14 protein-coding genes are annotated in these 13074 nt (G+C 61.6%); 9 read left to right on the forward strand and 5 right to left on the reverse strand.

The window, feature by feature from the left end; all coding sequences use genetic code 11:
- Window positions 1–27: 27 nt before the first annotated feature.
- Window positions 28–1050 (reverse strand): LLM class flavin-dependent oxidoreductase, encoded by a 1023-nt coding sequence (locus GNP00_RS05925; protein WP_041545012.1) that lies wholly within the window; start codon window positions 1048–1050, stop codon window positions 28–30.
- 113 nt (window positions 1051–1163) lie between these two features.
- On the opposite strand from GNP00_RS05925, the gene GNP00_RS05930 reads away from it, so the two are divergent.
- The 5 genes from GNP00_RS05930 (at window position 1164) to yghU (ending at window position 4602) form a co-directional block, all read left to right on the forward strand.
- Entirely contained in the window at window positions 1164–1535 is a 372-nt protein-coding gene (locus GNP00_RS05930; protein ID WP_011579673.1) for an ArsR/SmtB family transcription factor, read from the forward strand.
- Entirely contained in the window at window positions 1528–2055 is a 528-nt protein-coding gene (locus tag GNP00_RS05935) for an arsenate reductase ArsC (RefSeq protein WP_011579672.1), read from the forward strand. Before GNP00_RS05930 ends, GNP00_RS05935 begins: the two co-directional genes overlap by 8 nt.
- 7 nt (window positions 2056–2062) lie before the next feature.
- On the forward strand, window positions 2063–2488 hold the full coding sequence (arsC, locus tag GNP00_RS05940) for an arsenate reductase (glutaredoxin) (RefSeq protein WP_011579671.1): 426 nt from the start codon (window positions 2063–2065) through the stop codon (window positions 2486–2488).
- Between the two features lie 9 nt (window positions 2489–2497).
- Window positions 2498–3562, forward strand: coding sequence for an ACR3 family arsenite efflux transporter (gene arsB / locus GNP00_RS05945; protein ID WP_011579670.1), 1065 nt, complete (start codon window positions 2498–2500; stop codon window positions 3560–3562).
- A gap of 164 nt (window positions 3563–3726) precedes the next feature.
- Window positions 3727–4602, forward strand: a complete 876-nt coding sequence (yghU, locus tag GNP00_RS05950; protein ID WP_011579669.1) for a glutathione-dependent disulfide-bond oxidoreductase — start codon at window positions 3727–3729, stop codon at window positions 4600–4602.
- 155 nt (window positions 4603–4757) lie between these two features.
- Here the strand turns inward: yghU and minE are convergent, their stop codons facing one another.
- From minE to minC, 3 genes are read right to left on the reverse strand one after another with little or no spacing between them, the layout of a single operon-like run.
- Window positions 4758–5021 carry a cell division topological specificity factor MinE gene (gene minE, locus GNP00_RS05955; protein WP_011579668.1) on the reverse strand — a complete coding sequence of 88 codons (264 nt, stop codon included), beginning with the start codon at window positions 5019–5021 and terminating at the stop codon, window positions 4758–4760.
- Window positions 5018–5833 (reverse strand): septum site-determining protein MinD, encoded by an 816-nt coding sequence (minD, locus tag GNP00_RS05960; RefSeq protein WP_011579667.1) that lies wholly within the window; start codon window positions 5831–5833, stop codon window positions 5018–5020. The genes minE and minD overlap by 4 nt, the downstream gene beginning before the upstream one ends.
- Window positions 5834–5868: 35 nt before the next feature.
- A complete protein-coding gene (gene minC, locus GNP00_RS05965) occupies window positions 5869–6603 on the reverse strand; it encodes a septum site-determining protein MinC (protein WP_041545011.1) in 735 nt (244 codons plus the stop codon).
- Window positions 6604–6830: 227 nt separating this feature from the next.
- On the opposite strand from minC, the gene GNP00_RS05970 reads away from it, so the two are divergent.
- Window positions 6831–7799 carry a YihY/virulence factor BrkB family protein gene (locus GNP00_RS05970; protein WP_011579665.1) on the forward strand — a complete coding sequence of 323 codons (969 nt, stop codon included), beginning with the start codon at window positions 6831–6833 and terminating at the stop codon, window positions 7797–7799.
- A 141-nt stretch (window positions 7800–7940) separates the two neighbouring features.
- On the forward strand, window positions 7941–10259 hold the full coding sequence (locus GNP00_RS05975) for a Tex family protein (protein ID WP_011579664.1): 2319 nt from the start codon (window positions 7941–7943) through the stop codon (window positions 10257–10259).
- A 57-nt stretch (window positions 10260–10316) separates the two neighbouring features.
- Here the strand turns inward: GNP00_RS05975 and GNP00_RS05980 are convergent, their stop codons facing one another.
- Window positions 10317–10811: a gluconokinase gene (locus GNP00_RS05980; RefSeq protein ID WP_157038158.1), complete on the reverse strand. Its 495-nt coding sequence runs from the start codon at window positions 10809–10811 to the stop codon at window positions 10317–10319.
- A gap of 253 nt (window positions 10812–11064) precedes the next feature.
- On the opposite strand from GNP00_RS05980, the gene GNP00_RS05985 reads away from it, so the two are divergent.
- On the forward strand, window positions 11065–11976 hold the full coding sequence (locus GNP00_RS05985) for a DMT family transporter (RefSeq protein ID WP_049764613.1): 912 nt from the start codon (window positions 11065–11067) through the stop codon (window positions 11974–11976).
- 96 nt (window positions 11977–12072) lie between these two features.
- Window positions 12073–13074 (forward strand): deoxyribose-phosphate aldolase, encoded by a 1002-nt coding sequence (gene deoC / locus GNP00_RS05990; RefSeq protein WP_011579661.1) that lies wholly within the window; start codon window positions 12073–12075, stop codon window positions 13072–13074.

Genomic DNA, 13074 nt, shown 5'->3' on the forward strand with positions numbered 1-13074 from the left:
AGCTTTCATGGTCCATCATTGCGGTGGTTAGCGCCAACCCAGGGCTGGGGCGACGTGCTTAAGGATGGCCTCTATCACATGGGCGTTGTATTCGACGCCCAATTGGTTGGGGACCGTCAAGAGCAGGGTATCGGCCTCGGCGATGGCTTCGTCCTTCGATAATTGCTCGACGAGGACATCGGGCTCGGCGGCATAGCTCCGCCCGAAAATCGCGCGCGTATTCTCGTCGATGAAGCCGATCTGATCGTCGCCTTGATTTCCGCGCCCGAAATAGGCCCGATCGCGATCGTCCATCAAGGCGAAGATGCTGCGGCTGACGGAGACCCGCGGTTCGCGCTGGTGGCCCGCCGTTTTCCAGGCGGCGCGGAAAGCTCGAATCTGGTCGGCCTGCTGGATGTGGAAGGGCTGCCCGGTCTCGTCGAATTTGAGAGTGGAGCTTTGAAGGTTCATGCCCAATTGCGCCGCCCATTCAGCGGTGGCATTGGTGGCAGCACCCCACCAGATCCGGTCGCGCAGGCCCTCCGAATGCGGTTCAAGCCGCAACAGGCCCGGCGGGTTGGGAAACATCGGGCGCGGGTGCGGCTGCGCAAAGCCTTCGCCGCGGAGAAGTTCAAGAAAAATCTCCGCGTGGCGCCGAGCCATATCGGCATCGTTCTTTCCTTCCGGCGGAGCGTAACCGAAATATTTCCACCCATCGATCACCTGCTCGGGTGATCCACGGCTGATGCCAAGCTGCAAACGGCCACCCGCAATGAGATCGGCAGCCCCAGCATCCTCGGCCATATACATCGGGTTCTCGTACCGCATGTCGATGACCGCGGTGCCGATCTCGATACGGCTGGTCCTGGCGCCGACAGCCGCCAAAAGCGGGAATGGCGAGGCAAGCTGCCGGGCGAAATGGTGCACGCGAAAATATGCTCCATCCGCGCCGAGTTCTTCGGCGGCGACAGCCAGATCGATGGACTGGAGGAGTGCATCGGACGCCGACCGAGTCTGCGAACCGGCTGATGGTGTCCAGTGTCCGAAGGACAAAAAGCCAATCTTCTTCATAGCGGAAAGCATGTAGCACGGAAGCGCCACGATTCAATGCGGGGCGTTTGCTTATTGATGAAAGGGCTCCGTGCGGGATTGACCGCGCTCAATATTTCGATTAGTCTCGACATATGGAATCGGAAGAAGCCATTCTCGCTCTCTCCGCGCTTGCGCAACCGACGCGCCTGGACGTGTTCAGGCTGTTGATGGAGCATGAGCCCCATGGCCTGCCGGCTGGCGAGATCGCGCGGCGTATGGCGGTGCCTCACAACACCATGTCCTCGCATCTGGCGGTAATGACGCGTGCCGGGCTAATCGGTGCCGAACGCCAAAGCCGGTCAATCATCTACCGCGCAAGGCTTGGCGCCGCGCGAGCGCTCGCTGCCTTCCTGGTGAAGGATTGCTGCGGCGGGCGGCCCGAGATATGCGCGCCGCTGATCGCCGAACTTTCACCTTGTTGTCCACCTGCCATGACTGCAGCCAAGGAGGCTGCCCATGATTGAACGCGTCTACAATGTCCTGTTTCTCTGCACCGGAAATTCCGCCCGCTCGATCCTGGCAGAGAGCATCCTTACGAAAGATGGCCGCGGGCGCTTTCGCGCTTTCTCCGCCGGCAGCCGTCCCAAGGGAGCCGTCAATCCCTTTGCGCTGAAGGTGCTCAGGAGCTTCGACTATCCAGCTGAGGGCTTCAGGTCGAAAAACTGGGAGGAGTTCGCCGCGCCCGACGCCCCGTTGATGGATTTCGTGTTCACCGTCTGCGACAATGCCGCCGGCGAGGCCTGCCCCGTATGGCCCGGCCAGCCGATGACGGCGCATTGGGGGATAGAGGATCCGGCGGCCGCCGAAGGCCCGGACATTCAAAAGGAAGCCGCCTTCGTCACCGCTTTCCGCCACCTCAAGAACCGGATCTCCATCTTTACGGCATTGCCTATCGGCAGCATCGACAAGTTGGCGCTCGGCACCAGGCTTGTCGAGATCGGGCAATTGCAGGGCGCAACGAAGCCGCGTCCGAGCGCGGCTTGAGGCGAAGATGGACATTATCATCTATCACAATCCCGGTTGCGGCACCTCGCGCAATACGCTGGCAATGATCAGGAACGCAGGCGTGGAGCCGCATATTGTCGAGTATCTGAAAACACCGCCTTCGCGCGTCATGCTCGAGACGCTGATTGCGCGCATGGGCATCCCGGTTCGCGCGCTCCTCCGGCAGAAAGGCACGCCCTATGCCGAACTCGGGCTGGGCGATGCAAGCCTGACGGACGAACAACTGCTCGATGCCATGATGGCCCATCCGGTCCTGATCAACCGGCCGATCGTCGTGAGCCCCAAGGGCGTGCGGCTCTGCCGTCCGTCGGAAGAAGTGCTCGCCCTGCTCCCACCGCAGCGGGGCGAATTCGTCAAGGAAGACGGCGAGCGCGTGGTGGACGAGCACGGCCGCCGCATCGCGACTGCATAAGGAAACCGCATGTCCACCTTCGAACGTTATCTGACCCTCTGGGTCGCCTTGTGCATCGTCGCGGGCATTGCGCTGGGCCACGGCATGCCCGGCGTTTTCGAGGCGATAGGTGCAGCGGAGATCGCCAAGGTGAACCTCCCCGTCGCCGCGCTGGTCTGGCTGATGATCGTGCCCATGCTGGTCAAGATAGACTTCGCCGCGCTCGGCCAGGTGAAGGAGCACTGGCGCGGCATCGGCGTGACACTCTTCGTCAACTGGGCGGTGAAGCCGTTCTCGATGGCAGCGCTCGGCTGGTTCTTCATCGGCTATCTCTTCCGGCCTTACCTGCAGGCCGACCAGATCGACAGCTACATCGCGGGGCTCATCATCCTTGCGGCTGCGCCTTGCACGGCCATGGTTTTCGTATGGTCTAACCTGACCAAGGGAGAGCCGCATTTCACGCTCAGCCAGGTGGCCCTCAACGACACGATCATGGTCTTCGCCTTCGCGCCGATTGTGGGCCTGCTCCTTGGCCTTTCCGCAATCACGGTGCCGTGGGATACGCTCGTTCTTTCGGTGGCGCTTTACATCGTCGTGCCGGTGATCGCCGCGCAGCTCATGCGCCGGCGCCTGCTCGCCTCGAGCGGCGAGGCTGCCTTGAAGCGTTTCCTCGACCGGCTTCAGCCATTGTCGCTGGTCGCGCTTCTCGCCACACTCGTCCTGCTATTCGGCTTCCAGGGCGGTCAGATCCTCGCACAGCCGCTGGTCATCGCCCTTCTTGCCGTGCCGATCCTGATCCAGGTCTATTTCAATGCCGGCCTGGCTTATCTGCTCAACCGCATCTCCGGCGAGCAGCATTGCGTGGCCGCCCCCTCGGCCCTGATCGGCGCTTCCAATTTCTTCGAGCTTGCGGTTGCCGCCGCCATCAGCCTGTTCGGCTTCCAGTCTGGCGCGGCACTTGCGACCGTCGTCGGCGTGCTCATTGAGGTTCCGGTGATGCTTTCGGTGGTGTGGATCGTAAACCGCTCAAAGGGCTGGTATGAGAACAGCCTGTCCGCCGCTCCAATTGCCGAAAACGCGCGCGCCGGAGATTGATCAGACCCCTCCGCTGGCCAACATACCGGGGTTGCGTATCTATCCTGAGACGTTCAAAAGAAGGCTCCGTGCAATTGCCTGAGGCAATCGCCACGAGACGGCATACGCAATCAGCTCGCGCCCATTCGGCCGGAACTTCATTGATCAGGAGTTTGGAACACACGATGACGGATTCACCCACATATACGCCGCCGAAGGTCTGGGTTTGGAATCAGCCAAGTGGGGGCCGGTTCGCGAATATCAATCGACCGGTCGCCGGACCAACCCATGAAAAGGAATTGCCTGTCGGCCGTCATCCGCTCCAACTCTACTCGCAGGCAACACCAAACGGGCAAAAAGTCACCATCCTGCTTGAGGAACTGCTCGCACTCGGCCACAGGGGCGCCGAATATGACGCCTGGCTGATCAGAATCGGTGATGGAGACCAGTTCGGGAGCGGCTTTGTAAACGTCAACCCGAATTCTAAGATCCCTGCCCTGATGGACCGTTCCGGCCCGGAACCGGTACGCGTCTTCGAATCAGGCGCAATCCTGCTTTACCTGGCCGAGAAATTCGGCGCCTTCCTGCCTCAAGACCCGGCCAGACGCGCCGAGTGCCTGTCCTGGCTCTTCTGGCAGATGGGAAGCGCTCCCTATATCGGGGGCGGTTTCGGCCACTTCTACGTCTACGCGCCCACCAAGATCGAATATGCGATCGACCGGTTTACGATGGAGGCAAAACGCCTGCTGGACGTGCTCAACAGGCATTTTGCCGAAAACAAGTTCCTCGCGGGGGAAGAATATACCATTGCCGATATGGCGGCTTTTCCATGGTATGGCGGGCTCGTGAAGGGATGGCTCTATGAGGCGGCCGATTTTCTCTCGGTTCACGAATACAGTCACGTGCAGCGCTGGGCGGACGATATTTTCAGCCGCCCTGCCGTCCAGCGCGGTCGAATGGTCAATCGCATCAGTGGAGAGCTTTCCACTCAGCTTCACGAACGCCATGACGCCAGTGACTTCGAAACCAAGACACAGGACAAGCTGAAGCTCACCAGCTAGCTGCGCATCCCAAACCCGATATGGCGGGTGGCCGACGCACCATCACTCAACCGTGAGGCCCCACTGCGGCATTCAGCGCCTCGGCCTGCTCCATCTGGAGACGGCCGGACGCGATGTTAAGGACGGAGGCCGGGAAAGCCCTCGAACAGCGCCACCTACGCTGCTCGCCCCCCGGCCTGGAGCGGGATCTCGACATCGATTTCCAGGGTCGAGACCTTCTCGTCCCGGTCCATCTTCACGTTGACCTTTTCACTGTCCACCTGGATGTGCTTGGCGATAACGGCGATGATCTCCTCACGCAGGATGGCCACCAGATCCGACTTGCCTAGCGACGCTCGTTCGTGGGCGAGCAAAACCTGAAGTCGCTCACGTGCCATCGGGGCCGAAGCCCTCTTGCCGAAGAAACCGAAGATTTTCATGCTGCCCTCCATCCAAGCAGTTTGCCGAAGAAGCCGCGCTTTTCGCCGGGAACGGTGACAGGCACAGATTCACCGGCAAGACGGCGCGCGGCATCCAGATACGCCAGCGCCGGGCCACTGCGGCTGTCTGCAATTGTGACAGGCGTGCCGAGGTTCGAAGCCTTCAGGACATCCGTGCTCTCAGGGATAATGCCCAACAGGGGGATGGAGAGGATCTCCAGCACATCTTCAACTTTGAGCATATCGCCGCGGTCGGCTCTGCCGGAATCGTAACGGGTGAGAAGGAGATGCTTCTCCATGCGCTCCCCACGCTCTGCCTTGGCAGTCTTTGCATCGAGCAGGCCGATGATGCGATCCGAATCGCGAACGGAGGAGACTTCCGGGTTCGTCACCACGACGGCAATGTCGGCGTGCCGCATTGCCAGTGTGGCTCCCCTTTCAATCCCGGCGGGGCTGTCGCAGATGATCCAGTCAAAGGACTTCTTCAACGCGCCGATCACCCGCTCCACACCATCAGCAGTGAGGGCGTCCTTGTCTCGCGTCTGGGATGCCGGCAGAAGAAAGAGCGTTTCCAGCCTTTTGTCCCGGATCAATGCCTGCGCAAGCTTGGCGTCGCCCTGAATCACATTGACAAAATCGTAGACGACCCTGCGCTCAGCGCCCAATACAAGGTCGAGGTTACGAAGGCCGACGTCGAAATCCACAACGACGACCTTCTCCTTCCTGAGTGCCAGGGCGGCGCCGAGTGCGGCTGTCGACGTCGTCTTGCCGACGCCGCCCTTGCCTGAAGTAACAACAATGACTTTACCCATTTCCCTCTCCTGGTCTCCTGGCCGGGTGAACCGGCTCAGACGAGCGCCTCCGCCATGATTGAATCACCTTCGAGCCAGAGCTGAACCGCTCGCCCGTGGAATTGCGGCTCGATATCATCGGCCGTCTTGTAGAGACCATCGATTGCGAGGAGCTCTGCTTCGAGCTTGCGGCAAAAGATGCGAGCAGAGCTATCGCCCATGGAACCTGCCAGCGCCCGACCCCGCAAAGCTCCGTAGATATGGATCGAACCGCCCGCCACGATCTCCGCACCGGATGCGACTGATCCGATGACGGTCACATCCCCTTCCGTGAAAATCACCGATTGCCCGGAGCGCACGGGCCGATTGACAATGATGGAAGGTGTCCTCACGGGTTGCGGTTCGGGCGGCGAAACGGAAGCTAAGGGCTTTTCCGGATTGGCTCCCGGATCCGAAAGCGGTGCTTCGAAATCTGGGCCGGGCCGGCCTCCCGCCATTGGAGGCGGCATATCGGCACCTAACTGAGACGCACGCGCACCTTCCAGTCCCATAATCCGGACGCCGCGCCTTCCAAGCTCGTCGATGAGTTCCTTCAGCCGCGCCCGATCTATCTCCAGTCCCTCGACATCAAGCACGACGGGCTTGCGCAGGAAAAAGCCGGCAGATCGCGAGGCGAGATCATCCAGCCGCGCCAGCCACCCCTCCAGCGGCAGCTCAGGCGTGAGAGTGAGCGCAAGAAAGGAACGCCCCTTGAGACGGATCGGTCGGGAATCGGTTAGCACTTTGGTGATCTTGGTTAATTTTTGGTTGCTCGGGTCTATGCTATCCCAGGTTAACGAATGGTTAATGCGCTCGCATCCCATTGCGGAAGATCCGAGCTGAAAAAGCGCGATTTCTTGTGGACGGCACCGGCAAATCGCGCCGCCCGGCGAGGCAGCTGGCCTCGCTAACCGGGATCAGCCCGCAGGAACGATTTCGACCCGGCTCGATTGGGGTAGAGTTTACATCGAGACGCCCAATGACAGGTGCAACGAATCAAGAGGTTGACCGGGGACGTGACGCCCGAAGCCCGTCAGAAATCCCGGCAACCGGCTGGAAGGATATCGGCTGGCGCGTCTTTCGCGAGATCGGGGAAGACCGCATCACGCTGATCGCGGCAGGCGTTACATTCTACCTGCTTCTGGCGCTTTTTCCCGCGCTCGCAGCTTTCGTTTCCCTGTACGGGCTTGTTTCAGACCCGGTCACCGTTGCCGACCACATTGCCTATCTCGGGGGCCTGCTGCCTCCCACCGCCATAGAAATCGTGCAGCAACAATTGCAGGCGCTTGTCAGCGAGCGGAGCCAATCGCTCGGGCTCGGCTTTCTGATCGGTCTGGCCATTGCCCTCTGGAGCGCCAATAACGGGATCAAGGCACTCTTCGAGGCGATGAATGTTGCCTATGACGAGACGGAGAAGCGGGGCTTCATAAAGCTCAACCTGCTCTCGCTCAGTTTCACGCTCGCAACGCTTGTCCTTGGGATAATGCTCATCATCGCCGTCGGCGTCGTGCCGGCGGTTCTTGCCATTCTGGGGCTTTCGCCGTGGGCGGAGACGCTGATCGCTTTCGCGCGTTGGCCCACTCTTTTGCTGGTGAGCATGTTCGGCATCCTGATGCTTTACCGCTTCGGGCCGAGCAGGGAACGCCCGAAATGGCGATGGCTTAGCTGGGGCGCGGTGATTGCGACATTGGTTTGGCTCGCCGCCTCGGTCGCGTTTTCCTATTATCTGCAGAATTTTGCCGATTATGACGCCACCTATGGCTCGCTGGGCGCCATTATCGGTCTGATGATGTGGACGTGGATTTCCGTCGTCGTGCTTATCGTCGGCGCGGAGATCGATGCAGAAATCGAACATCAGACCGCCCGCGACACCACGACCGGACCACCAGAACCGATGGGGCGCCGAGGGGCAGTCGTCGCCGATACGGTAGGCGATCCCGTCGACTAGAAGCTTTCACGATCAAAAGACGACGCGCTAGATGTTTGAGCGGTCGCGGGAGGTGCGGTGCTGATTTGTGGATAAGCATCGCTGGCCCGGTCAACGGAATATCACTATGTTCCCGACCCGTTCATCGATTCTGGAACTGGCATGGCTACAGACATCAATCGTATCGCTTCCCTCATCGCAGCCGAGATCGTGGCCAGGGCCGAGCAGGCCCAGGCGGCGATTGCATTGCTGGACGAGGGGGCGACCGTTCCCTTCATCGCGCGCTACCGTAAGGAAGTGACCGGGGGGCTGGACGATACCCAGTTGCGCCTGCTGTCCGAGCGCCTGACCTATCTGCGCGAGTTTGACCAGCGGCGCGAGGCGATCCTCTCCTCGATTCGGGAGCAAGGCAAGCTTACGCCCGAACTGGAAGCAAAGATCGCGGCCGCCAGCACCAAGGCCGAACTGGAGGACATTTATCTTCCCTACAAGCCCAAGCGCCGCACCAAGGCGGAAATCGCGCGGGAGCGCGGGCTTGGGCCGCTTGCCGAAGCGATCCTGGCGGATCGAGCCGCTGTGCCACGAGAATTGGCGCAAGCCTACGTCACGGATGAGGTGCCGGATGTGAAGGCAGCCGTTGAAGGCGCGCGCGATATCCTTGCAGAGCAGTTTTCGGAGAACGCCGACCTTGTCGGCCGGCTTCGTACATATATGAAGGAGAAAGCCTTCCTGCGCTCACGCGTGGTGGAGGGCAAGGAAGAGGCCGGCGCGAAATTCTCCGACTATTTCGACCATGTGGAGCGCTGGGCGGGCGTGCCCAGCCACCGGGCACTGGCCATGCTTCGCGGGCGAAACGAGGATGTGCTTTCGCTCGATATCGAAGTCGACGCCGACGACCCCTCGCCGGTAAAGCCGGTCGTTCGCATGGTCGCCGCTGCCTACCGGATCGGCGACGCGCTTCCGGGCGACCGGTGGCTTATGGAAGTCGCGGGCTGGACCTGGCGCGTGAAGCTTTCATTGCATCTGTCGCTCGACCTCATGCGGGACCTGCGGGAGAGGTCGGAAGAAGAGGCAATTCACGTCTTCGCTCGCAATCTGAAAGACCTGCTGCTTGCTGCGCCCGCAGGCTCGCGTCCGACCATGGGGCTCGATCCGGGTATCCGCACGGGTGTCAAGGTCGCCGTCGTTGACGGTACGGGAAAGCTGGTGGCGACCACGACCGTCTACCCGTTCCCGCCCCGCAATGATGTGCGGGGCGCGCAAACCGAACTCGCCGCCCTCATTCGCAAGCATCAGGTCGAACTCATTGCCATCGGCAACGGCACCGCCAGCCGGGAAACGGACAAGCTGGTTGCGGACATGCTCTCCGACATGCCGCCGCCCAAGCCCATCAAGGTGGTGGTCTCCGAAGCGGGCGCTTCCGTCTATTCCGCTTCCGAGACCGCCGCGGCGGAATTCCCGGAGCTCGACGTGTCACTGCGCGGCGCCGTATCGATCGCCCGCCGATTACAGGATCCCCTCGCCGAACTCGTCAAGATCGAGCCGAAATCGATCGGTGTCGGGCAATACCAGCACGATGTCGACCAATACCGGCTGGCACGCTCGCTCGACGCGGTGGTGGAGGATGCGGTGAATGCCGTTGGCGTCGACCTCAACACAGCCTCTGCGTCCCTGCTTGCCCGCGTCTCGGGCCTTGGCGCTTCCCTCGCAGAAGCCATCGTCGCGCACCGCAACATCAACGGCCCGTATGCAAGCCGCCAGGATCTGCTCAAGGTGGCGCGACTTGGACAACGCACCTTCGAGCAATGCGCGGGCTTCCTGCGCATCACCAATGGAACCGAACCGCTGGACGCTTCCGCCGTGCACCCGGAGGCTTATCATCTGGCGCGCAGGATCGTTGCCGCCTGCGGCCGGGACGTGCGTTCACTCATGGGCGATAGCGGCGCATTGAAAGCACTCGATCCGCGCGTTTTCGCAGACGAGCGCTTCGGGCTTCCTACCGTCCGCGACATCATCGCAGAGCTGGAAAAGCCCGGCCGCGACCCGCGGCCGGCCTTCCGCACCGCGACCTTCGCCGACGGCATCGACGACATCAAGGATCTCAAGCCCGGCATGATGCTGGAAGGCACCGTTACGAATGTTGCGGCCTTCGGCGCTTTTGTCGATATCGGCGTGCATCAGGACGGGCTGGTGCATGTTTCGCAGCTCGCAAACCGCTTTGTTAAGGACGCGCATGAGGTGGTGAAGGCGGGTGATGTGGTGAAGGTCCGCGTCCTTGAGGTCGACATCAAGCGCAACCGCATCAGCCTTTCCATGCGCAGCGACGGGGATGCAGGTTCCAGGCCGCAACAGCCGCGCGAGAGCGGCAAGCCCCTCCGCAATTCCCAACCGGGCAACGACCGCGGCGGAACGCGCGGGCAAAGCGGGCCGGCTCAGGGCGCTCTCGGCGCGGCACTCGCGGAAGCGTTCAAGCGCAGGTGACGTTTCTCGTGGCTGGAGGCTTTCGCGCGCAACCTCTGCCAGCGGCAAATGGCGCACTCAGCTTGCGCCACTTTGCTTTCTTAAAAGCTCAGCGGCCGCCTCGACCAGTTCATCTATGGGGCTCAATCCGTTCAGCGTGAAGGCGGCCTCATCATCGCCGGGCTGCTCCAGGGCAGCGAACTGGCTTGCGACGAGCGTCGGCGGCATGAAGTGCCCCTTGCGATTCGTAACGCGAATGCGCGCCGTATCCGGGTTGATCGCCAGGTAAATGAAAACGAGAGAGGGATTAAGGCGCCGCAACTGGTCGCGGTAGGAACGCTTGAGAGCGGAGCAGGCGGTAACCGCGCCGCCCGCCGGGCGGCGGTTTTCGGCAATGGCGCGGCCGACGGCGTCAAGCCAGCCTATCCGGTCCTCGTCGGTCAGCGGCTGTCCACTGGCCATCTTGGCGACATTTTCCGGTGGATGAAGGTCATCCCCCTCTATAAAGGCAACACCAAGCGCTTCGGCGAGTGCGGAACCGATGACAGTTTTCCCGCTTCCTGCCACACCCATAATCACCGCCGGGGGCGTCGAGTTTTCCAAAGCTCCTCCGCTCCTCCTCCCGAGAGAGTTAGATTCGCATCATAGAGAACGCAGGAGCCTTCTCCAACCTATCGGAAGGTGCACCGGATCGAGCTTTTCCGCCGGGCGGCCGGACTGGCCCAAGTGATCCTTCTCGCAGCGCCCTTCTCAGTCCTGCCGGCGACCGTATAGAGGCATGGAAGAAAGCCTACAACGCTCCCCCCGCAATTCGGAAGACCCCAGCATGACTACCCAATCCAGCACCGGGCCACTGGCGGAACAGCATGACACGACGCGGCTCGGCATCTTCGTCATGCTTGCGGCCATGCTCCTTTTTTCCCTCAATGACGCGTTGGGAAAGTGGCTGGTGGCCACCTATACGGTTGGACAGGTGCTCCTGTTGCGCAGCGTGGTCGCTCTCATCGTGCTTGCACCCTTTCTCTGGAAAGGCGGCTTGCGCCCCCTCATTCAACTGGAGCGGCCGGGGCTACAGTTCCTTCGCGTTCTGTTCGCCGCCGGGGAGGTTTTCAGCTTCTACTTCGCAGTCGCATATCTTCCGCTGGCGGATGTCATGACCTACTGGTTGGCAGCGCCGATTTACGTGGCAGCGCTTTCGCCTCTGCTCCTGGGAGAGAAGGTGGGCTGGCGGAGATGGACTGCTATTTTCATTGGGTTTGTCGGCGTGGTGGTCGCACTTGATCCCTCGGCAGCCGCCCTTACCCCACCCGCCGTGATCTCAATCCTGGGCAGCTTTGCCTTCGCCTTCATGATGCTTTCATCACGCGCATTGCGCGGCACAGCCGACACGACCCTGGTTTTTTGGCAGATCCTGGCAGCCGGGCTTTTAGGGCTTTTCACCGCGCCATTCGGCTGGGTGACGCCGAGCGGTCTCGATTTTCTCCTGCTCGGACTTCTCGGAGTGATATCGATGCTGGGCCATATGGGCGTCAGCCGCGCCATGAAACTGGCGGACGCCACGGTCGTCGTGCCGTTCGAATACACGCTGCTGCCCTGGGCAGTGGTGTTCGGCTGGGCCTTTTTCGGCGATATCCCCCGCTCCTCCGTCCTTATCGGCGGATGCATCATTGTGGCGAGTGGCCTGTTCATCTTCTTCCGCGAGCGCAAGATCAAGCCGCCTATCGTGATGGAGCATTAAGCCCCTAACCTCTCACATCGTCTATCCAAACCCGATGAGCGGCCGTATCATTGCGACGACCGTTCTGCGCAACCGCTCGACATTGGAGGATCGTGCATGGTCCTGCCGGAAAAGCACCCGACCATCAAAGCAGTGCCCACAGCCGGACATGAGGGCCGAAACCGGGGCACCGCACTCAAGCCCGAATGGTTCGAGGACGCGGCGGTGAACCTGTCCGCCGCCGAACGGCGCGCAGCGACCCTGACGACGCGCCGCACGGTTAAGAAGGAATGGCAGGCTGCCTGGCTCGTGCGGGCCATCACCTGCATCGACCTCACCACGCTTTCCGGCGATGATACGGCTGGCCGCGTGCGCCGGCTCTGCGCAAAGGCGAAGAAGCCGCTTTCCGATGAATTGCAGGCGGCGCTCGGGCTTTCGGAGGAGCGCATCACCGTGGGCGCGGTCTGCGTTTACCCAACCATGGTGCCGCATGCGGTGAAGGCATTGCAGGGCTCGGGCATTCCTGTCGCCTCCGTCGCCACTGGTTTCCCGGCGGGCCTAACGCCCTTGCCGCAGCGCCTTGCGGAAATCCGCTATGCGGTCGAGGAAGGTGCTGACGAGATCGACATCGTAATCACCCGCGAGCACGTTCTGACGCAGAACTGGCCCGCACTCTATGATGAGGTGCGCGCCATGCGCGAGGCCTGCGGCCATGCGCATCTGAAGACCATTCTCGCCACCGGCGACCTTGCCACGCTCAGGAATGTCTACCGCGCGTCGATGGTTGCCATGCAGGCTGGCGCCGACTTCATCAAGACCTCTACCGGCAAGGAAGAGGTGAACGCCATTCTGCCCGTGGGGCTCACCATGGTGCGCGCCATACGCGACTATCAGGCGTTTTCCGGTGAGACCGTGGGCTTCAAACCGGCCGGCGGCATGCGCACCGCCAAGGATGCACTCGCTTGGCTGATCCTCATGAAGGAGGAACTGGACACGCACTGGACCATGCCGGACCGCTTCCGCCTCGGCGCCAGCTCCATGCTGGGCGACATCGAAAGGCAACTCGAACATTTCGCCACCGGGCGCTACTCGGCGTCCTATCGGCATCCCCTCGCTTGA

The sequence above is a fragment of the Chelativorans multitrophicus genome (assembly GCF_011317445.1).
Lineage (GTDB): Bacteria > Pseudomonadota > Alphaproteobacteria > Rhizobiales > Rhizobiaceae > Chelativorans > Chelativorans multitrophicus.

Bases quoted from the DNA above. Each gene is read 5' to 3' on its own strand.
- GNP00_RS05925 (WP_041545012.1), bottom strand. From the start codon at position 1,050: ATGAAGAAGATTGGCTTTTTGTCCTTCGGACACTGGACACCATCAGCC.
- GNP00_RS05930 (WP_011579673.1), top strand. From the start codon at position 1,164: ATGGAATCGGAAGAAGCCATTCTCGCTCTCTCCGCGCTTGCGCAACCG.
- GNP00_RS05935 (WP_011579672.1), top strand. From the start codon at position 1,528: ATGATTGAACGCGTCTACAATGTCCTGTTTCTCTGCACCGGAAATTCC.
- arsC (WP_011579671.1), top strand. From the start codon at position 2,063: ATGGACATTATCATCTATCACAATCCCGGTTGCGGCACCTCGCGCAAT.
- arsB (WP_011579670.1), top strand. From the start codon at position 2,498: ATGTCCACCTTCGAACGTTATCTGACCCTCTGGGTCGCCTTGTGCATC.
- yghU (WP_011579669.1), top strand. From the start codon at position 3,727: ATGACGGATTCACCCACATATACGCCGCCGAAGGTCTGGGTTTGGAAT.
- minE (WP_011579668.1), bottom strand. From the start codon at position 5,021: ATGAAAATCTTCGGTTTCTTCGGCAAGAGGGCTTCGGCCCCGATGGCA.
- minD (WP_011579667.1), bottom strand. From the start codon at position 5,833: ATGGGTAAAGTCATTGTTGTTACTTCAGGCAAGGGCGGCGTCGGCAAG.
- GNP00_RS05970 (WP_011579665.1), top strand. From the start codon at position 6,831: ATGACAGGTGCAACGAATCAAGAGGTTGACCGGGGACGTGACGCCCGA.
- GNP00_RS05975 (WP_011579664.1), top strand. From the start codon at position 7,941: ATGGCTACAGACATCAATCGTATCGCTTCCCTCATCGCAGCCGAGATC.
- GNP00_RS05980 (WP_157038158.1), bottom strand. From the start codon at position 10,811: ATGGGTGTGGCAGGAAGCGGGAAAACTGTCATCGGTTCCGCACTCGCC.
- GNP00_RS05985 (WP_049764613.1), top strand. From the start codon at position 11,065: ATGACTACCCAATCCAGCACCGGGCCACTGGCGGAACAGCATGACACG.
- deoC (WP_011579661.1), top strand. From the start codon at position 12,073: ATGGTCCTGCCGGAAAAGCACCCGACCATCAAAGCAGTGCCCACAGCC.